At 44.1% G+C, this 17,277-nt stretch carries 20 protein-coding genes, 2 riboswitches and 1 other annotated feature; of the genes, 7 read left to right on the forward strand and 13 right to left on the reverse strand.

Features of this window, described 5'->3' with window-relative positions; genetic code table 11:
* Positions 1 to 5: 5 nt before the first annotated feature.
* A riboswitch (cyclic di-GMP riboswitch) is annotated at positions 6 to 92 on the reverse strand.
* A 272-nt stretch (positions 93 to 364) separates the two neighbouring features.
* The 3 genes from RB160_RS02890 to RB160_RS02900 form a co-directional block, all read right to left on the reverse strand.
* Positions 365 to 565: a CsbD family protein gene (locus tag RB160_RS02890; protein WP_316568694.1), complete on the reverse strand. Its 201-nt coding sequence runs from the start codon at positions 563 to 565 to the stop codon at positions 365 to 367.
* Positions 566 to 665: 100 nt separating this feature from the next.
* Entirely contained in the window at positions 666 to 1,940 is a 1,275-nt protein-coding gene (locus RB160_RS02895) for a dicarboxylate/amino acid:cation symporter (RefSeq protein WP_316568695.1), read from the reverse strand.
* Between the two features lie 117 nt (positions 1,941 to 2,057).
* A complete protein-coding gene (locus tag RB160_RS02900; RefSeq protein ID WP_316568696.1) occupies positions 2,058 to 3,107 on the reverse strand; it encodes a M42 family metallopeptidase in 1,050 nt (349 codons plus the stop codon).
* Between the two features lie 315 nt (positions 3,108 to 3,422).
* Between RB160_RS02900 and RB160_RS02905 the strand changes: the two genes are divergently transcribed.
* Positions 3,423 to 3,731: a hypothetical protein gene (locus RB160_RS02905; protein ID WP_316568697.1), complete on the forward strand. Its 309-nt coding sequence runs from the start codon at positions 3,423 to 3,425 to the stop codon at positions 3,729 to 3,731.
* 122 nt (positions 3,732 to 3,853) lie between these two features.
* Here RB160_RS02905 and corA read toward each other — a convergent pair whose 3' ends face one another.
* On the reverse strand, positions 3,854 to 4,807 hold the full coding sequence (corA, locus tag RB160_RS02910; RefSeq protein WP_316568698.1) for a magnesium/cobalt transporter CorA: 954 nt from the start codon (positions 4,805 to 4,807) through the stop codon (positions 3,854 to 3,856).
* Between the two features lie 139 nt (positions 4,808 to 4,946).
* Positions 4,947 to 5,157, forward strand: a binding site (T-box leader).
* Between the two features lie 111 nt (positions 5,158 to 5,268).
* Here corA and proS point away from each other — a divergent pair.
* Complete coding sequence (gene proS, locus RB160_RS02915; RefSeq protein WP_316568699.1) at positions 5,269 to 6,699, forward strand: proline--tRNA ligase; 1,431 nt, start codon at positions 5,269 to 5,271, stop codon at positions 6,697 to 6,699.
* A 122-nt stretch (positions 6,700 to 6,821) separates the two neighbouring features.
* Positions 6,822 to 7,724, forward strand: coding sequence for a DUF899 family protein (locus RB160_RS02920; protein WP_316568700.1), 903 nt, complete (start codon positions 6,822 to 6,824; stop codon positions 7,722 to 7,724).
* A gap of 87 nt (positions 7,725 to 7,811) precedes the next feature.
* Here RB160_RS02920 and RB160_RS02925 read toward each other — a convergent pair whose 3' ends face one another.
* Complete coding sequence (locus RB160_RS02925) at positions 7,812 to 7,982, reverse strand: hypothetical protein (protein WP_316568701.1); 171 nt, start codon at positions 7,980 to 7,982, stop codon at positions 7,812 to 7,814.
* Positions 7,983 to 8,028: 46 nt separating this feature from the next.
* Complete coding sequence (locus RB160_RS02930) at positions 8,029 to 8,184, reverse strand: hypothetical protein (protein WP_316568702.1); 156 nt, start codon at positions 8,182 to 8,184, stop codon at positions 8,029 to 8,031.
* Positions 8,185 to 8,277: 93 nt separating this feature from the next.
* Here RB160_RS02930 and RB160_RS02935 point away from each other — a divergent pair, with 93 nt between their 5' ends.
* A complete protein-coding gene (locus RB160_RS02935; RefSeq protein WP_316568703.1) occupies positions 8,278 to 8,856 on the forward strand; it encodes an HAD-IA family hydrolase in 579 nt (192 codons plus the stop codon).
* Positions 8,857 to 9,092: 236 nt separating this feature from the next.
* On the opposite strand, the gene RB160_RS02940 is transcribed toward RB160_RS02935, so the two are convergent.
* From RB160_RS02940 to RB160_RS02950, 3 genes are all read right to left on the reverse strand, one after another.
* Positions 9,093 to 9,317 carry a hypothetical protein gene (locus RB160_RS02940; protein WP_316568704.1) on the reverse strand — a complete coding sequence of 75 codons (225 nt, stop codon included), beginning with the start codon at positions 9,315 to 9,317 and terminating at the stop codon, positions 9,093 to 9,095.
* Positions 9,318 to 9,641: 324 nt separating this feature from the next.
* Positions 9,642 to 9,941 carry a hypothetical protein gene (locus RB160_RS02945; RefSeq protein ID WP_316568705.1) on the reverse strand — a complete coding sequence of 100 codons (300 nt, stop codon included), beginning with the start codon at positions 9,939 to 9,941 and terminating at the stop codon, positions 9,642 to 9,644.
* 385 nt (positions 9,942 to 10,326) lie between these two features.
* Positions 10,327 to 11,457 carry a TIGR04053 family radical SAM/SPASM domain-containing protein gene (locus RB160_RS02950; protein WP_316569050.1) on the reverse strand — a complete coding sequence of 377 codons (1,131 nt, stop codon included), beginning with the start codon at positions 11,455 to 11,457 and terminating at the stop codon, positions 10,327 to 10,329.
* A gap of 493 nt (positions 11,458 to 11,950) precedes the next feature.
* On the opposite strand from RB160_RS02950, the gene RB160_RS02955 reads away from it, so the two are divergent.
* Positions 11,951 to 12,133, forward strand: coding sequence for a hypothetical protein (locus tag RB160_RS02955; RefSeq protein ID WP_316568706.1), 183 nt, complete (start codon positions 11,951 to 11,953; stop codon positions 12,131 to 12,133).
* Between the two features lie 57 nt (positions 12,134 to 12,190).
* Positions 12,191 to 12,343 (forward strand): hypothetical protein, encoded by a 153-nt coding sequence (locus RB160_RS02960; RefSeq protein ID WP_316568707.1) that lies wholly within the window; start codon positions 12,191 to 12,193, stop codon positions 12,341 to 12,343.
* 63 nt (positions 12,344 to 12,406) lie between these two features.
* Here the strand turns inward: RB160_RS02960 and RB160_RS02965 are convergent, their stop codons facing one another.
* Positions 12,407 to 12,739, reverse strand: a complete 333-nt coding sequence (locus tag RB160_RS02965; protein ID WP_316568708.1) for a DUF3243 domain-containing protein — start codon at positions 12,737 to 12,739, stop codon at positions 12,407 to 12,409.
* Between the two features lie 183 nt (positions 12,740 to 12,922).
* Between RB160_RS02965 and RB160_RS02970 the strand changes: the two genes are divergently transcribed.
* Complete coding sequence (locus tag RB160_RS02970; protein WP_316568709.1) at positions 12,923 to 13,750, forward strand: STAS domain-containing protein; 828 nt, start codon at positions 12,923 to 12,925, stop codon at positions 13,748 to 13,750.
* A gap of 167 nt (positions 13,751 to 13,917) precedes the next feature.
* On the opposite strand, the gene RB160_RS02975 is transcribed toward RB160_RS02970, so the two are convergent.
* The 3 genes from RB160_RS02975 to RB160_RS02985 all read right to left on the reverse strand — a co-directional run bounded on the left by RB160_RS02975 (position 13,918) and on the right by RB160_RS02985 (position 17,062).
* On the reverse strand, positions 13,918 to 14,931 hold the full coding sequence (locus RB160_RS02975; RefSeq protein ID WP_316568710.1) for a VanW family protein: 1,014 nt from the start codon (positions 14,929 to 14,931) through the stop codon (positions 13,918 to 13,920).
* The gene (locus tag RB160_RS02980; protein WP_316568711.1) at positions 14,928 to 15,263 is read right to left on the reverse strand and encodes a DUF948 domain-containing protein; all 336 of its coding nucleotides are present in this window, start codon (positions 15,261 to 15,263) and stop codon (positions 14,928 to 14,930) included. Before RB160_RS02980 ends, RB160_RS02975 begins: the two co-directional genes overlap by 4 nt.
* 110 nt (positions 15,264 to 15,373) lie before the next feature.
* Positions 15,374 to 17,062, reverse strand: coding sequence for an HD domain-containing phosphohydrolase (locus tag RB160_RS02985; RefSeq protein ID WP_316568712.1), 1,689 nt, complete (start codon positions 17,060 to 17,062; stop codon positions 15,374 to 15,376).
* A gap of 51 nt (positions 17,063 to 17,113) precedes the next feature.
* Positions 17,114 to 17,197: riboswitch (cyclic di-GMP riboswitch) on the reverse strand.
* Positions 17,198 to 17,277: the final 80 nt, after the last annotated feature.

The following is a 17,277-nucleotide window of genomic DNA, read 5'->3' on the forward strand; positions in this document are numbered from 1 at the left end:
AAGCGTACTGCAGCCCGGCTGCCATGACAATTTCTTGTTTTAGGCCCGTGGCTTTGCGTCTTTTACTTTCGTAAAATTTGCCCTTTCCCAAATAGTAGCATTCCTTACTAGTAATAACACGGGACTATAGTCCTATTTTAAAAGAATGGGAGAACAAACATTCCCCTGAGAATGAATAAAACCTTAATTCATTGGGGTTTGAAGATATGCAAATTAGTTTGGAGGTAGTTGGGAAAATCAAATTTTCGGGGATTATGGCGAATGCCGCCATTCAGCTTTCCCAAATTTCGTTGGGATGGGCTACAGCTGGTCATTTATTTTAAAAAAGCCGCCTGGAATTGTCCTGGCGGCTCGAACTTTTATCCTATCTCGTCTTGTCTATCATGTTATTAAACTCACTCGCAAGCCGGGCTTTGGCTTCGCCGTATTTTTCTTTAACCTCGCCTTTGCCTTTGTCAAAATTGCCTTCAGCCTCAAGCGATTCATTGCCCGTTGCCTTTCCAGCAGTCCTTTTGGCTTCACCTTTCAGTTGGTCCCATGCACCTTTTGTTTCATCTCTGTTCATAATTGAACCCTCCTTGTTGTTCTGCCTCTGTTCTTTTTTTACCCTTAAAAGGAGGCGTTAAAACAAGATAAGTGAAGAGTGAAGGGGTGAGGGCAGCTTTTTAGGAGGCGAAATGGTTCGCTTTCCCTTTGATGGTTGCCTGCAGCCAGTTCTTTCCTTCCACAAGGCGGGAAACGAGCATTCCGCATACTGTGTTGCCAGTAGAGTTAAGCAAGGTTGCCGGCGCATCGATAATCGTTGAAATGACGGCGACGATCGGCAATACCTCAGGCGGAAATCCGAATACGCTTATAATCAGCATTTCGCCAATAAAGCCGCCGCCCGGAATCGCGCCCATGACCGCGCCAACCAGGAACGAAACGGCTAGGATGCTTGCGATGCTTGAAAGGCTTGTCACATCCTTGCCGAAAAGGCCGAAAAGGAAAACGATTTTCAATACGCCGCCGAACACGGAGCCATCCTTATGTGTATTTGCTCCAAGCGGGATGATTGTTTCGGCGATATCCTTTGGAACGCCCATCTTTTTTACCGCGTCGAGGTTAACCGGTATGCAGGCCGCGCTTGAGCATGTTGCGATTGCCGTAACAGAAGGGGCAATGACATTTTTCCAAAAAATCTTCACTCCGGCCGAACCACCGGCAATAAAAGCGTACAGCGTGAAGAAACCGAAATAGTACAGGACGGAAAGGCCGAGATACAACAAGAATGTTCGCAAATAGCCTTCCAAAATCTGAGGGCCAAGTTCGCCGATGACCGTGGCAAAATAGGCACCCAGGCCGATGGGGGCATAATACATGACGATTTTGACAATTTTCATCATGACTTCAGAGCCCGAAGCGAGGAAGGAGGCGACAGGTTTGCCTTTTTCGCCCGCCATCGCAGTCGCCAGGCCAAAAAGGACCGCGAAAACAATCAGTTGAAGCATGTTGCTCCTGGAGAACAGATTTGCGAAATCCGGGACGGTAACGGTGGCGACAAGCTGAGCCGCAAGCGAAGGCTTCTCAGCCTGCTCAGGCGCATCGACTTTTTCCATCATTTCCTTTACCGAAGATATATCGGTGTTCTCTAGAGGGTTTACAATCGTGGTCCCGATAAAGGCAACGACAGCCGAAATTGCCGCCGTGATAAAAAAGACGAGGAAAATACTCCCCATGATTTTTCCAAGGCGCTTCATGCCGCTCATATTGGCGATGGCCGATGCAATGCTGAAAAAGACAAGCGGGACGATAATCGTAAACATTAAATTCAAAAATAAGTCCCCAAGCGGTTTAACAACCGCTGCGTCCGTCCCGAAGATCAGCCCGGCGGCGCCGCCGATAATGATGGCAGCCAGGAGAATAATCGATGTTTTATAGCTTTTTAGGATAGAACCCATACTTTTAAACCTTCCTTTAATAAAATCTTTATGTTGCTGGTTGTGTCTGTTGGGGGCAAGGCAAAATAAAAAGTTTCATGGCCGGGCGCCATCAACTGCCTAAGAAGGCAGGCACCATTAAAGGACCATATCCGATTGGACGTATTCAAACAGCAGCGCGCCAGTATGGCCGAGCGACAGCCTGTGGGTACGCTCGAATGCGTGTGAGGAATCGATGCCAGGGCCGATGAGTCCGTGGACGATGTCATGGCCAGAGCGGATAGCCGCCGATGCATCGGATCCATAGTAAGGATAGATGTCGAGTTTGTATGGGATGCCGTGTTCTTCCGCCAGGTTTACAAGATTTTTGCGGAGACCGTAATGGTACGGGCCGCTGGCATCCTTTACACAAATGGAAACGGTGTATTCATCGGTGGATTGCCCATCACCCATCGCGCCCATGTCGACCGCAAGATATTCGACTGTTTCAGGGGTAATGTTCGAGTTTCCTCCATACCCGATCTCTTCGTTATTTGAAAAGAGGAAATGGGTTGTATACGGCAGCTCGATGTTGTCCGTTTTAATCCTTTTTATTAGCTCCATCAAAATGGCGACGCTCGCCTTGTCATCAAGGTGGCGGGACTTGATATAGCCTGACGATGTTACTTCGACCCTCGGATCGAACGATACAAAATCCCCGACTTCAATCCCAAGAGCTCTTACTTCCCCGGCGCTATGTACTTTTTCATCAATACGGATTTCCATATTATCCTGGTTCCGCTCAGCCTTGCCTGCATCTTTGTATACATGGACCGATGTTTGGTGCATGAGGATCGTTCCCGTATACGTTTTCCCTGTACTTGTTTCGATTGTGCAATATTCACCTTCAATCGAGTTGTACTTAAATCCTCCAATCAGGTCGATTTTCAGCCGCCCGCTTGGTTTGATTTCTTTCACCATTGCGCCAAGTGTATCAAGATGGGCGGTTAGCATCCTGTGCCTGCCGGTATCCTTTCCGGGGATGGTTGCAATCAGTCCGCCTTTCCTGTTTCGATATGTTTCCACACCATACTCCTTCAGGTATTCCTCCACATAGGAAATCGCCTTTTCGGTATTTCCGGTAGGGCTTGGGATGGAAACAAGGTTAGTCAGGATTCCGACGATTTCTTCAATTCGTTCCTGTTCCATAAAGTAACGCCTCCATTGATTCATAGTAGTAAGCCGGCTGTCGGAAGTGCTTTTTTTAAAAAAAGAAAGACCTTCCGAATCCATGTACACCTTTTTCAATTATACATCTAGCAGCGTGGCAAAAGGAGACAAATTTTTTCCGTTTTTTTAGCCTTTCTAAGCATATTTTTCGAAGTAGGTGCATAAGTTGGTAGGGTGCGCCGGAAATTTTTTCAATATTTGATTAAATTTCAGTGGAATGGGGTATTACTGTTAGCGAAGATGCCACTGTATTCAGGGGCATTTCCTATTACTATTTGAAACGGGGGGAGACCGGTGACAAGGTATGAAATGCGGCATATGAAGCCCAGGAAAATCAATGTGTACAAAATGGTTCTTACGTTTGCTGTCTTGCTTGTCTGCATCGGGGTGATGCTTGGGTTCAGCAGGTATGCGCAAAGCACAATCAAAATCGAGGCTCCTGTTGTCGACAACGGCAAGAAGGTCATTGTAACCCTGCCGAACGGACATAAAGTGTATACATTCGAGAATTTGATCGTCGTGGAGGACGGGAAGCTGTTCTACAAGGGTGAACGGAATACAATTGACCTGACCGGCGGCAATGTGGAGTACAAGGATTGGTAAGAGGTTTTGCTTAGTTGATTTTGGTTTGGCCGCTTTCTCTTTTTTGAATTGCTATTATATTCCATTTTGTAAGGCTGCCCGGTTTAGTGCCGGTGCAGCCCTTTCTATTTGCTGGAATACCGCTATTTAAACCATCCTTTTTTCCAAAAAAACAGGAACATGGACGCCGCGATCATCCCCATTACGCCTAGCGATACAAAATAGCCGTACTTCCAGGCCGTTTCCGGCATGTACTCAAAGTTCATCCCATAAATTCCTGCGATGAATGTAAGCGGCATGAAAATCGTCGTGATGACGGTCAGTACTTTCATGACGCGGTTTGTTTCGAGGGTGTTCATGGACAGGACACTGTCTCGGATGTCCTTCGTCAGCTCGCGGTTGGAATCGATCATATCCGTCAGCTTTAGAAGATGGTCGTGGATGTCGGAATAGTACGCATGCCTCGTTTGGAGCTCAGTAAGTTTTTGTGAATTGAGCATCCGGTAAATCAAGTCCCTTGTCGGAGTAACGGTATGCCTGAGCATCAACAGCCGCTGCCTGATTTCAAAAACCTCTTTCAGCACATCTTCTGTATAGTCACCCGTATACTTTTCTTCCATTGCATCTAGCTGGTCCTCAATGGCATAGAGCGGAGGGAAATAATTGTCGACAATCTGGTCGAGAATATGATACAGGATGAGAGAGGGATTCCATTCATCCTTGTTTTCGGAAGATGTTGCCCTATTCCAAATTTCTGTAATTTCCAAGGAAGGCTGCTTATGGTAGGTCACGATGAAGTTTTTTGCTAGGAAAATATCTACCTCTTCCCGCTCAAGCGTTTCCTGATTGATTGAATGGGTGACGAAAAATGTATAGCCATCATAATAATCGAGCTTTGGGCGCTGCAGCCTGTGCAAGCAGTCGTCGATAGCAAGAGGGTGGAATTTCAACGGGTTGAAAAGCAATGCCGATTCTTCATCGCTTGGGCTGTTAAAGTCAATCCAGTACCATAAAGAAGATTCTCCTTCAGCCAATTTTTCCACGGGAATCCCTGTGGAAATCTTGCCGGTATCGTTTATTGTAAGTGTACGAATCATACGTATCTCCCCGGTGCCTTTTTCTTCATAATATCCGAACTGGGCACATTGACAAACATCCATGAAACTTTTTTTTTAAAATTTTCCCGTTCCCAGTTGACATTGCCGGGGGGGATATATATAATTTTCAAAAAATAAACCTGAAACAATGATGGGGACCAGTACAATGGAGAATGTCCTGCACAGAGAGGAAGCTGGTTGGTGCAAGGCTTCCAGGACGGCCATTCGAACCTGCCCCGGAGTTCTGTATCGGACAATTGCGAAGATACGGCGGAGCGTTCCGTTAAACGTTAAGTGCGTGGGCATATGCCTGCGAATAAGGGTGGTACCGCCAGGCCATGGTCCCTTTTTTAGGGGATTCATGGCTTTTTTGTGTTTATTTCGAGGACCCAGTATTATGCATTTTTTTAAAAAAAGAAGCTCTTATCAACAACCAATATAAAAAAGAAGAGGGATGACAAATGGAAAAGGAATTTGTAAAAAGTATTACCGCCATGGACAAAGACTTTGCCCAATGGTATACCGACGTCGTAACGAAAGCGGATCTCATCGATTACTCGTCCGTCCGCGGCTCAATGATCATCCGCCCGTACGGTTACGCGCTATGGGAAAACATCCGTGATGCGCTTGATGGCATGATTAAGGAAACGGGGCATGAAAATGTGTATATGCCTTTGTTTATCCCAGAAAGCCTTCTTGAGAAGGAAAAGGACCACATTGCCGGTTTTGCCCCTGAGGTTGCTTGGGTTACACATGGCGGTTCGGAGGAGTTGGCGGAAAGGCTTTGCGTCCGGCCAACTTCGGAAGTGCTGTTCTGCGAGCATTACAAAAACATCATTCATTCATACAGGGATTTGCCAAAGCTTTATAACCAATGGGCCAATGTCGTCCGCTGGGAAAAGACGACCCGCCCGTTCCTAAGGACGCTTGAATTCCTGTGGCAGGAAGGGCATACCGCGCACGAAACCGATGAGGACGCGCATGAGGAAACAAAGCGGATGCTGGATGTTTATGCAACGCTGCTTGAAGACTATCTCGCCGTACCTGTTGTAAAAGGGCAGAAAACGGAAAAAGAGAAATTTGCGGGTGCCAAGTTCACCTATACGGTTGAAAGCCTCATGCATGACGGAAAGGCGCTTCAAGCAGGGACATCCCATCATCTTGGCGATGGTTTTGCGAAAGCATTCGGAATCAATTATTTGGACAGGGACGGAAAACTCCAGCATGTACACCAGACATCATGGGGAATGACAACAAGGGTAATCGGTGCCTTGATTATGGTCCATGGCGATGACCGCGGACTCGTCATTCCGCCAAGAGTAGCACCTACCCAGGTGATGATTGTGCCAATCGCCCAGCATAAGGAAGGTGTTCTTGATTTCGCATACGAGCTGAAGGCAAAGCTGTCAGGCGCATTCCGTACAGGCATCGACGCCAGCGACAAAAATCCTGGCTGGAAGTTCAACGAATACGAAATGAAGGGAGTCCCTGTAAGGCTTGAGGCAGGCCCTCGCGATATTGAAAAAAAACAGGTTGTGCTCGTAAGGAGAGATACAGGGGAAAAACTGATCATTTCCGTTGATGAAGTGGAAGCAAAACTAGGTGCACTGCTTGATGAAATCCAGCAAAATCTTTTTAGCCGGGCAAAAGAGCTCCTTGAAAAAAAGACATCCACAGCAGAAACCATGGAGCAGTTCAAAGAGCGGCTTGAGAGCAATCCAGGCATGATCAAAGCGATGTGGTGCGGAAAGCGTGAATGCGAGGACAAAATAAAGGAAGATACAGGAGCTACCTCTCGCTGCATCCCGTTCGAGCAGGAAAAAATCAGTGATACATGTGTCTGCTGCGGCGGCAAAGCTGAATCAATGGTTGTCTGGGCAAAGGCATACTAATCTTATTTTAGGAAGAAAAAAACGACTGCTTTTTGAAAGGGCAGTCGTTTTTGTTATTTTTTAAAGGGAAATTAGCCATTCTTATAGAAATAAACATGAAAATGGTAAGGGGAGCTGAGGGAATGTCGATTACAAATGTTGAGTCTCAAATTGAACAATTGCAAAATGAGATTATTGAAAAAAAGAAACAGTTGAATGAATTGAAAAAATCGGTGCCGGAGAAACTGGTTAAAAACTATACGTTTCAAGTTTCCAAAGGGCGCACAACTACTTTATTAGAGCTTTTTGGCGACAAAAATGAATTGATTGTCATACATAACATGGGGAAAGGGTGCTCGTACTGTACAATGTGGGCGGACGGTCTAAATGGGGTTTACCACCATTTAATCGCAAAAGCTGGCTTTGTTGTTTCATCTCCGGACGCACCTGAAATACAGGAAGATTTCGCGGCAAGCCGAAAATGGCTGTTCCAAATGGTTTCAATAAATGGAAGTACATTTGCCGAGGATTTGGGTTTCCAAAAAGGGAAATATGTTTATCCTGGTGTATCAACATTCCGTAAGGACGAAGAAAACAATATTTATTTAATTGCGCAAGCACCTTTTGGGCCAGGAGATGATTTTTGTGTCACATGGCCATTGTTCGAGCTGCTTTCATCCGGTTCTGAAGGCGTCGTTGCAAAACAAATGCTCAATAACCGCTCACCATTCCAATTAACCAATAATATTGCAATTGGCGTCAAAGACTACGATCAAGCGGTTACATTCTATGAAACCATTATTGGAATGGAAAAGAAGCATACCTCTACCGGGGAGACATTATTTTCGATTAGCGGCACGAATCTCTTCATTGAAAAAAGCGAGCAGAACAATACCTATTTCGAATTCGCTGTAGAAGATTTTGAGCCTTCCAAAAAGATTTTAATGGAGAATGGATGTGTCATTACGAAGGAATACTCCGATAAGAGTGTGATGATTGCCGATCCGTATGGTTTAAAGTTCCATCTCTTTGAAGCGAAGAAATAAATAAAATCAGTAGGATGAGTAGGCAATTTTTTTAAAAAAAAGGATAGATTTAAGCGGGCAGTCTCCCTCTTAGTCTATCCTCTTTCCTTATTTCTGTTCAGAATCATCGTCGCTGCTGCTCGGATTTTCGGCAATAATCCGTTTGATTTCCTTAGTGTCACCATTGGCGTTGATGATGCTGACAAGATCGGTCAAGTTTTCGGCAACTTGCTTATCATCAAGCTTTTGATCGTCGCTTTGATTTAGTTTTCGTTTCATGGGTCTTCCTCCTAATATGAGATTATTGGAATAGTGAGGAGTGAACCTACTTCCCTGTATCGTTTGATTTCCGGTCGCTTTCTTTCGTCCCTTTTTCATCCATGACCGGTTTATTTTCTTTCTTTTCATCCGAAGAGCATCCCGCTGCTCCAATCGAGAGGGAAAGCGCTGCAATGCCTGCTGCTGCAATTTTCTTTATCACGGGTTCCTCCAATCAGGAAGATTTAGTATTTATATACCCATAAAAGGGGTATTTAATTATTTGTGGAGAAGAATATTCGCTAGGAGTGGAGAAATGAAACTATTATGGGATTTTGACGGCACGATATTCAATACGTATCCATCGTATACAAAACTGCTGATGGAAATACTAGGAGACGGCTATACAGAAGAGGAAACTCTTGCCCAATTGAAAATATCATTCGGCCATGCGTTCCGTTTTTTTAAAATTACCGAGGAACAGAGCCGAAAAATGCTTGAAAAGGTTAGGGGATTGAAGCCGGACGAATTCCTCCCGTTCCCGGGAGTCGAGGATATCCTGAAAAAAGCGGATAAAAATGTGATAATGACTCATAAGGAAAAAGAGGATGTTGAAAAAGTCCTTGCCCATTACAATTTTGATCGCTATTTTGCGGAAGTAGTCGGGAAGGAAAATGGCTTCCCTCGAAAGCCTGACCCTGCTGCATATGCTTACTTGCATAAAAAACACGGAATCGACCTTGTAATTGGTGACCGGGCTATCGATCTGGAACCGGCTAGACGACTCGGAATCCTTACAGTATCCTATCAGAACCACGAATCGGAAGCGGACTTTTACGTGGATGACTACCGTGAATTCGACAAAGTGGTTTTACCGTATATGGAAGTACGTTAGAAGGGATGAGCAAAGAAGAGGCACCAACTGATTCGGGTACCTGTTAGAATTACAGCTGTATACCAATTTGCACCGTATTTGCGGTGCTTTTTGTTTTCGAAAAAAATAAAACACTATTTAATATAAGGATAAAAAAGTGCGATGCTCTTTAAGCATCGCAACATTCAGTGAATTTGGAAGGGTTGATTTTAGAATCTTAAATCTATACCAATTGATTATTGTTTACCTTCAGTTTTTCATTCATTACCCCTTTTGAAATTTCCAGTTATTTTCGCCATTACTAATTGTTCTTCAGCTGTATTTTCAGCAGCGTTAATTCTCTTTAAAAATTTCTCCGCTTCTGTTCCTTTTATGACTTTTACCTGTCGACCATTATAATCCAAAAAGACTGTCTTATCTTTTGACACTCGAAAGTTGAAAGGTTCGTCACCTAAACGATTTCTTTTGTCGAAATTATTCATTTTACTTTAACCATCCTTGTCCCGATTAAGCATTTTAAGATTTTAAATACTCTTCAGCTTTTCTATGATTTAATCGGCGTTAATTAATAACACTTATTTTCCGAACTCTAATTGCAACGCCTAGGATATTAGTCTTATTGAAGAACATGAGGCATCACTCCCTTTAAAATTAATTGGATTCAGTATAGCAATTAACATTAAGTCTGTCAGTTACTTCCAAAACCCTAACGCTTTATTTTGATTATCATAAACAAAAATAAACGCCTGGGGAGAACCATGCGGTAATAGGGTAGATTCTATTTTTTTTATCAACTAGAGCGACATTTAGTTGAACAATCTAAGCCATAAAGGATAATCAAATTGCCCATCTGAAATCTGAATAAATTTACCCATAATACCAAGATGAGTTATTCCATGTTCAGTTATAAAAATAGGAGTATAGGTTGAGAAAACAAAAAAATTTATTCTCTCCAACTCAGAAAAATACAACCTATCTTCCGGCGATTTTCCATACTCGTTCTCGATAAAATTATAATAATCTTTTTCATTAGGATTTGTAAACGCAAGGAAGATCAGCACAACCATAATTACAATTCCAAATACCCATCGTTTCCTTGTTTTCATACAATCCCTCCAATTTATAATCTTACCGAAAAATGGCATTGTCGACTTCTGATTTTTAACATTTTAAAATAACCACTTAAGGAATTAAACTGAGGGAGTTGAATTAGGAATTGTTTACCCAATATTACCATATTTATGAAAATTAATGGAGATAATCTAATATGGTTTATGCGACTCTAACTCTGATTTGTGAATTGTTTCAGATGCGTCCTCCCCAAGACTAAAAATGAAAAAGAGCCTGTATCGACAATTACTTGGTAATTAAAGATACAGGCTCTTATTATCAATGTTTAGTTTGCGGTACATCTATTTAAGCATGCCAAGTTGGCACTCATTTTGATTTGCATATCCATGTTTTCCAATAGGTGAGTTTTGGTTCCCGCAATTATTTTGCAGTTTCTTTCTTTCGCATCGCCATTGGGATGTAAACGCAATATGGCTCGCTTTCCATGTAATCTCCTGTCACGGCATATGTTCTAGAACGTGAGCCGCCGCAAATCTTGTTGTATTCGCACACGCCACATTTGCCCTTATATTTATCGGGACTGCGGAGGTTTTTCAACACTTCTGAATTTCGATAAATCTCTGCCAGTGGTTTTTCGCGAACATTTCCAACCGGGATTGGAAGGAGGCCGCTTGGCAGCACATCGCCAATATGGTCGACGAAGATAAAGCCGTTTCCGTCATTCACACCTTTTGGAGCGCGCTTGAGCCCGTCGATGATACCTTCCTGGTCCATCGTCATTGTATCCTCGTAGCGGATTTCACCCTTTGCGATCTTTTGGTCCCGGGCCTTTTCCTGAAGGACGACACGGCGGTAATGCTGGGCTGCGGTTGTTTTAATATCATAAGGGGCGGTCTTGCTCAGTTGATATAGCCAGCGGAACACTTTCTCATGCTCGGCAGGAGTAATGCACTTGTCTTCCTGTCCCCGGCCTGTAGGTACAAGCAAGAAAATGTACCACATAACGGCTTTCAAGTCACCGACAAGCTTTGCCATTTCCTCTAGTGAATCATAGTTGTAACGGGATATGACTGTGTTGATTTGAAGCGGCATTTCAAGTTCATTCAGGTACTTGATCTTCTCAAGCGTCAAATCGAATGAACCAGGCGTCCCGCGGAAGTGGTCATGGATTTCAGGTGTCGGGCCGTCAAGGCTGAATCCCCAACGCGATAGGCCGACTTCCTTCGCCCTTTGCATCTTTTCCTTTGTCACATTGTCCGTCGCACTTGGAACCATCGACACCCTAATGCCTTTTTTAACAGCATAATCGGCAAGCTCGAATAAATCCTCGCGCATCATGCAGTCGCCGCCTGTAAAAACAAGCATTGGGTTGTTCATGTCATAAATCTGGTCGAGCAGATTTATGCCTTCTTCATGTGTCAGCTCCCGCGGATCCTTCTTAAGCTGTGCATCAGCGCGGCAGTGTACACACTTAAGCTGGCACGCCCGTGTCACTTCCCAAATAACGATAAAGGGGTTTTCATTGTAATCGATTACCGGCCCAAGCCCCATATTATGCGGATGGCCACCGGGGTGTCCCCCTGGATGCCCGCCCGGATGTCCTCCAGGATGCCCGCCGCGATGCGGATGTCCCATTCCATGTGGATGTCCCATTCCTTGCATTTTCATCACCATGCTTCACGTTAGTATTTGTTCCATGATTCGTCCTAGTGGAAAGCAACATAATCATGATGTTCTATAAGTTAATTATAAGAGTGGGCATGGTGGAAAAATCGGCGTAATGTTACGATTTTTCTACATTCCTGTGCCAAATTGGAAAACTAAAGGGGAGGGGATAGTAACTAGTGCGGTTCTGAGTAAAACAAAGGGGTTGGTAAAACTCATCAGGGGTTTAAGTGACACCTTTTCGGGTTTTGAAAGAATCTTTGTCGCTCAACGGGGTTTGAGTGACACCTTTTCGAGATTTGCACGAATCTTTGTCGCACATTTGGATTTGAGCGACACGTTTTCAGGTTTTGGCTGAATCTTTGTCGCTCAACGGGGTTTGAGTGACACCTTTTCGAGATTTGCACGAATCTTTGTCGCACATTTGGATTTGAGCGACACCTTTTCGGGTTATGGCCGAATCTTTGTCGCACATTTGGATTTGAGCGACACCTTTTCGGGTTTTGAACGAATCATTGTCGCTCAACGGAATTTGTGCGACACCTTTTCAGGTTTTGGCTGAATCTTTGTCGCACATTTGGAATTGAGTGACACCTTTTCAGGTTTTGGCTGAATCTTTGTGGCTCAACGGGATTTGAGGGACACCTTTTCGGGTTTTGCCCGAATCTTTGTCACTCAACGGGATTTGAGCGACACCTTTACAGTTCTTCCCCAAATCTTTGTCATACACCAGAAACTAAGCGACTCGGTTGCCGTGACCTACTACAAATAGTAACCATCCCCTAAAACCAAAAACACCGGCTTCGAAATAAGCCGGTGCTGAAAGTAATCCTTATTATTCTGCCCACTTCACGAGCATGTGGGCTAGCATATGGCGTTCCTCATCATTACCAACTTGCCACAGTTCCATCAGGAGCGCTTCCTCGCGGTTCTGCGGTGCGGCGTTCTTGGCAAGGTAATTCGCAACCTTCTGGGCAGCGACTGCCAATTCTTCCTCATTCATCCCGATCCGCTTGCCTAGTTCAATCCGCTTGCTCAGGTATGATCGAAATTCATTGAAATCCTGGAGTTTATCGTACATTTTGCCTTCGTCAATCCGGTCGATGACGTCATCTACTTTCGATGGCTCAAAATCTCCATCCTTATGGACCGCATGATCCTTTTCCATTGTTCATCATCCTCCGTTTCATCAAGTCATTTCTTTGTTACATTTACCCCTAGCATGAGGCATCAAACATAGGAAATGAACTGTGAATTCAGGAAAATTGTCCAATTAGCAACTCCCCGCTTTGCATCAGGCAAGGAAAATGGTATGGTCAATTTAACCAAATTTTTTAGGAGAAAACGCCAAATGGAACTTGATCAATTGAAAAAATACTTTAGCGAAAAAATTGAGGCCAATATTGACAGGATTACAGAACAACTCTTATCGGAGATGCTTTCCTTCTACAACTTCCGCTTTCAGGATGAAGAGCAGAAAGAGGAGACGACCGAAAAATTCAGGGAGCTTGTCCAAATTGTCCTGAATAGCCTGAAAGATAAGGATGTAAAGGACCATGCCTTTAAGTGGGGGGAACTGATTGGTGCCAAGTCCGTGGAAAATGGGGGGAATCTTGGAAGGACCATCAAAGGAGTGACAGTTTATAAAAATGTCATTTGGTCCTTTTTGCTTGAAGAGGGAAGGAATATTCAAATAAACAATGAGGAGTTGCTGGATATCATCATGGAAACCGACCATATTTTCAATAACATGGTCCACGGTTTCAGCACCTCATTTACGAACAATGCCGAAAAACTCCTTCAGGAATCAAGGGAGCTTTATTTGAAAATCTCCGTTCCGATTGTACCGATTTCGCAAAAGCTCGCTGTTCTGCCGCTTATTGGTGAAATCAATGAAATGCGTTCGGAAACATTGATTGTCGATTCCCTTGATACGTGTGTAAAAAAGCGGATCGAAACGCTCGTCATCGACCTTTCCGGAGTCTATGAAGTGGATTTGATCGGTATTGAGGTTCTTTTCAAGCTTATCCGTTCCCTCAATCTTCTTGGCGTAAAGCCTGTCATAACCGGGATGAAAGGCGAGCTTAGCCAGACATTCATCAATCTGGGAATCAATCTGCAGGGAATATCCATCTACAGCAACCTAGAACAGGCATTGAAGGAATTGAAGTTTTTTTAAAAAACGCATCTGGCCCTTTATGTGTTATTGCTAGACGCAAAACGAAATCGTTCAGCAGTGGGTAACTTTTTTAATAAGAATAACCAAGGCATACGCATCATTCCAATGCGTAGCCTTGGTTTTTTTATGTCCCTTTATAATCCTAACCGATTTTTCCACAAGCGAACTTATCGTCCCGAATTCTTGAACGTTGTTTCCTCAGGCAGGATGGCAGGGGCGCCGGGGATGCTCCGCGGCTTGAATGCAATGTTCGGAGCAGAGTACATGGTAACTGATAATGTGCTCCCATACGCATTGGCCCGTATTAGCACAGGCTGGCTATACGGATTTTTAAAAACAAAATCGGGCCCGTACCAGCTGACTGTCGCATCACGGCCTGAGGGGACATAGGTTACAGCCTTTGTATGCGAATAACGCTGGATAATCGACATGCCGGCATTGTCCGCCGCATTGAACAAGGTTGAGGAAACCTGGCAAATTCCTCCGCCAATCCCTTCGGATAATTCTCCGCGCACGATGACAGGGGCTTTCATATACCCACGCTCCGCTGTTCTTTTTCCAATCGCTTTATTAAAGGAAAAAGTTTCACCGGGGAAAACGACTTTGCCATTCAGCGTTTCAGTGGCTAGCTTGATATTATGAGCGCGTTCTTTATTGCCTCCATTATAAAAAGTCCTATAGCGGCCGATCAGCCTTGTCCGAATGTGGTCGAGCAACTCGCTGTCAACATCGGGATAGATCGTTTTGGTCGGTATTTCGGTCCGCAAAGGTTTTCCGGAATAAATAAACGAATACAAAATCTCCTCCATCTTTTCGCGATCAAGCTTACTGCCGGCCTTTTCGGGAACGATTGTTCCGGATCCATCGATTTTGGCGTTTTCGGGTGGAGCATCCACTTCTTTTTCTAGGCTGTCCAATAAATTTGAGACTTTGTTTGGGTCTGGAAATGCGCTGCCCGGAACTGGGAGAAGGGTTATATTCTCACGGTGAATGACAGTGATGAGCTGTCCGTCAGACTCGATGAATAACGTGTGATGGCTAGCTGGCAATAAAGTTAAAACAGCTGACAGTATGACTGCTTTTATCATCTTCGGGCTTCCCTCCTCATCTTTAGTATGGATGAACGGAGCGGAAATAATGATAAAAACCCGCCAATAGTGGGCGGGTTTTGGAAAAATCAATAAGCGGGCGTCCTGGACTTCTTCCTTTTCAACTTTGCTATAGGCCGGATTTTCACCAGCTTTTTAAAAGTGGCAAGGGTATCCTTTGCAGCATCCGTAGTATAGGAAACAGCCTCTTTTTTGTAATCGATGTCCGAGACAATTTCCTGCTGGCTTTTCGTCAGCTGGTCCGATTCAACTTTTAGCGTATCGGCTTTTTGCTGAACCCTTGCGATCGTTTCATTCAGTCTGTTGATTGCCGGTTTTGATTCCTTGAATGTTTTAAAGGCGACAAACCCTAGGTATGCCAGTGACAGGATGATAGCGCCTATGCTTAAGTAAATAATCCACATACGATGATTCCTCCCACACTTGTTTCTTTATTTTTACCCGAAAAACACACTTTCTAACTATACCTTCATTAAGCCCAGGGTAAAATGACTCTTAATTTGTGGGCAGCCTTTTAAGACACCTTGGAAGAGTTGAGTGTTTTCATAAAGGAAACCGCATCAAGGACCGTTTTGGCAATTAGATCTGCAGACTTTATTTTTTTGCCCTGGACGGCACGCCCGCCGGCTATGATGGGTATCCCAGGAAAGAGTTCCTTTAATCTTTCGCAGGTCCGGATAAGACAAGGTATATTCTCATCCATTGTTACCGAAAAACAAACACATATTGCTTGCTTATCGGCAATGAGAGAGGCTAGTACGGAATCTGGAACCGATGCATATACCATATGGATGTTAAATCCATACAGCTTTATGATGCCGGCCGCCATTTCGAGTGGAATGATATGCTGCTCTGTTCCAGGCACGGCAAGGATAATCGTTCCGGAATTGTTATCCCCGGACTGGGGAATTTTCAATGAAAGCTCTTCCAACAGTTCCATGGTAACGGAAGACGCTAACTGTTCCTGTGCAATAGAAATCCTGCCTTCTTCCCAAAGAGAACCGATCCGGTCCATGGATTTGCCGATGACTTCTTCGTACATTTCTTCGATTCTCATATGCTCCGTCAGCTCAGAGAATAAATCATACGCGAGAGTGTTTCTTCCATGGAGGAGAGCATCTGTGTAAGACTCGAATAAAAGAGCGGAATTCACCTTCTTCCATTTCAGCATCCTCTTAATCGTCAATGAGTGGTCAACAGGAAGCTTGATAATTTCCCGTTTTGTTTCAGTCCGGATAATGGGAAGGGTCGGTATTGCATCGATGACTTTCACTACAGTTGCTCTTTCGTTATTTGAGAGCTTCACGACTGCATCCTCGGGATAGATTTTCATCAAATCGATAAATTGGAGGAGAATATCAAGGTCGTAGCATTTCTCATCCTCGAGCAGAATCTGGATGGCTTTTTGGGGTGAGTATGCTAGCCGGTACGGCCGTTCGAGGGTAAGGGCGGAATATACATCGGCAATCATCAATATCCTCATCGGGATGTCCAAATTTTTTGCTTCAAGGCCTTCTGGATAACCGGATCCGTCAAGGCGCTCGTGATGGCTTTTGGCGCAAGCAGCTATCGATTCTGAAAATCCGTTCTCCGTCAGCAACCTGTGCCCGTAAATGGTATGTTTTTTCATTTCCGTGAATTCTTCGTATGTAAGTTTACCCGGTTTATCAAGAATCTTTTTAGTGATGTTCGTTTTTCCGAAGTCGTGCAGCAAATAGCCAATAGCAATCTCCTCCAGGTTTCGCAGGCCAATCTTTTTGGCAAGGAGGATTCCTAATAGAAAAACATCAAAGGAATGCTGCCAAGTAAGTGTGTCATATTCCTTCATTTCATAAAAAAGGGAAGAGATTGTTCGATCTCTCATAATACCGATGAACATCGTCTCGGCAAAATTAAGGTCATCTATTTCAAACAGAAGGTGTCCATATCTTTTTTCGGTACCAATGGTCACCAGTAGATTGAAAAATTGTTCAATATGCATTTTTGAATTCTTCATATCATTCAGGCTATGGGGATGGCTTGCTGTTCCTTCATGCCAGGAAGAAGGATGAATGATGTTCACTTCTTCAATCCCCAGGTCCCTTAACTTTTTGATAAAAATAGGAGAAAGGGACATGCCCCTCTTTAAGATTAACAGCTGATCCAGATATACATTTTCGTTCAGAATGTCTCCCGGCTTAATTTCACTCAGCTTTTTCAACATACGATCCACCCCTTAATAAAAGCGCACTGAATAGATTTACACGCTTCCGAATCCAGCAACTGGCTAACATAGCATTTCGCCTTAGTCCCTATAGTTTTGCGCCACCCCTTTTCAGGGGATTTGCCTTTTTGATGATTTGTTTGAGGTTATAGGAAGAGCTGTTTCCAAAGTTGTCCGTTCCTAGTATACATAATATTCGACAATATTGGGAGAAA

The sequence above is a fragment of the Neobacillus sp. YIM B06451 genome, assembly GCF_032667185.1.
GTDB lineage: Bacteria > Bacillota > Bacilli > Bacillales > Cytobacillaceae > Bacillus_D.

Coding starts and splice junctions, on each gene's coding strand:
- RB160_RS02895 (WP_316568695.1), bottom strand. CDS start 1,940: ATGGGTTCTATCCTAAAAAGCTATAAAACATCGATTATTCTCCTGGCT.
- RB160_RS02985 (WP_316568712.1), bottom strand. CDS start 17,062: ATGTTGAAAAAGCTGAGTGAAATTAAGCCGGGAGACATTCTGAACGAA.
- RB160_RS02925 (WP_316568701.1), bottom strand. CDS start 7,982: ATGAAACGAAAACTAAATCAAAGCGACGATCAAAAGCTTGATGATAAG.
- RB160_RS02920 (WP_316568700.1), top strand. CDS start 6,822: ATGTCGATTACAAATGTTGAGTCTCAAATTGAACAATTGCAAAATGAG.
- RB160_RS02935 (WP_316568703.1), top strand. CDS start 8,278: ATGAAACTATTATGGGATTTTGACGGCACGATATTCAATACGTATCCA.
- RB160_RS02900 (WP_316568696.1), bottom strand. CDS start 3,107: ATGGAACAGGAACGAATTGAAGAAATCGTCGGAATCCTGACTAACCTT.
- RB160_RS02970 (WP_316568709.1), top strand. CDS start 12,923: ATGGAACTTGATCAATTGAAAAAATACTTTAGCGAAAAAATTGAGGCC.
- RB160_RS02980 (WP_316568711.1), bottom strand. CDS start 15,263: ATGTGGATTATTTACTTAAGCATAGGCGCTATCATCCTGTCACTGGCA.
- RB160_RS02890 (WP_316568694.1), bottom strand. CDS start 565: ATGAACAGAGATGAAACAAAAGGTGCATGGGACCAACTGAAAGGTGAA.
- RB160_RS02940 (WP_316568704.1), bottom strand. CDS start 9,317: ATGAATAATTTCGACAAAAGAAATCGTTTAGGTGACGAACCTTTCAAC.
- RB160_RS02945 (WP_316568705.1), bottom strand. CDS start 9,941: ATGAAAACAAGGAAACGATGGGTATTTGGAATTGTAATTATGGTTGTG.
- proS (WP_316568699.1), top strand. CDS start 5,269: ATGGAAAAGGAATTTGTAAAAAGTATTACCGCCATGGACAAAGACTTT.
- RB160_RS02950 (WP_316569050.1), bottom strand. CDS start 11,457: ATGGGGCTTGGGCCGGTAATCGATTACAATGAAAACCCCTTTATCGTT.
- RB160_RS02965 (WP_316568708.1), bottom strand. CDS start 12,739: ATGGAAAAGGATCATGCGGTCCATAAGGATGGAGATTTTGAGCCATCG.
- corA (WP_316568698.1), bottom strand. CDS start 4,807: ATGATTCGTACACTTACAATAAACGATACCGGCAAGATTTCCACAGGG.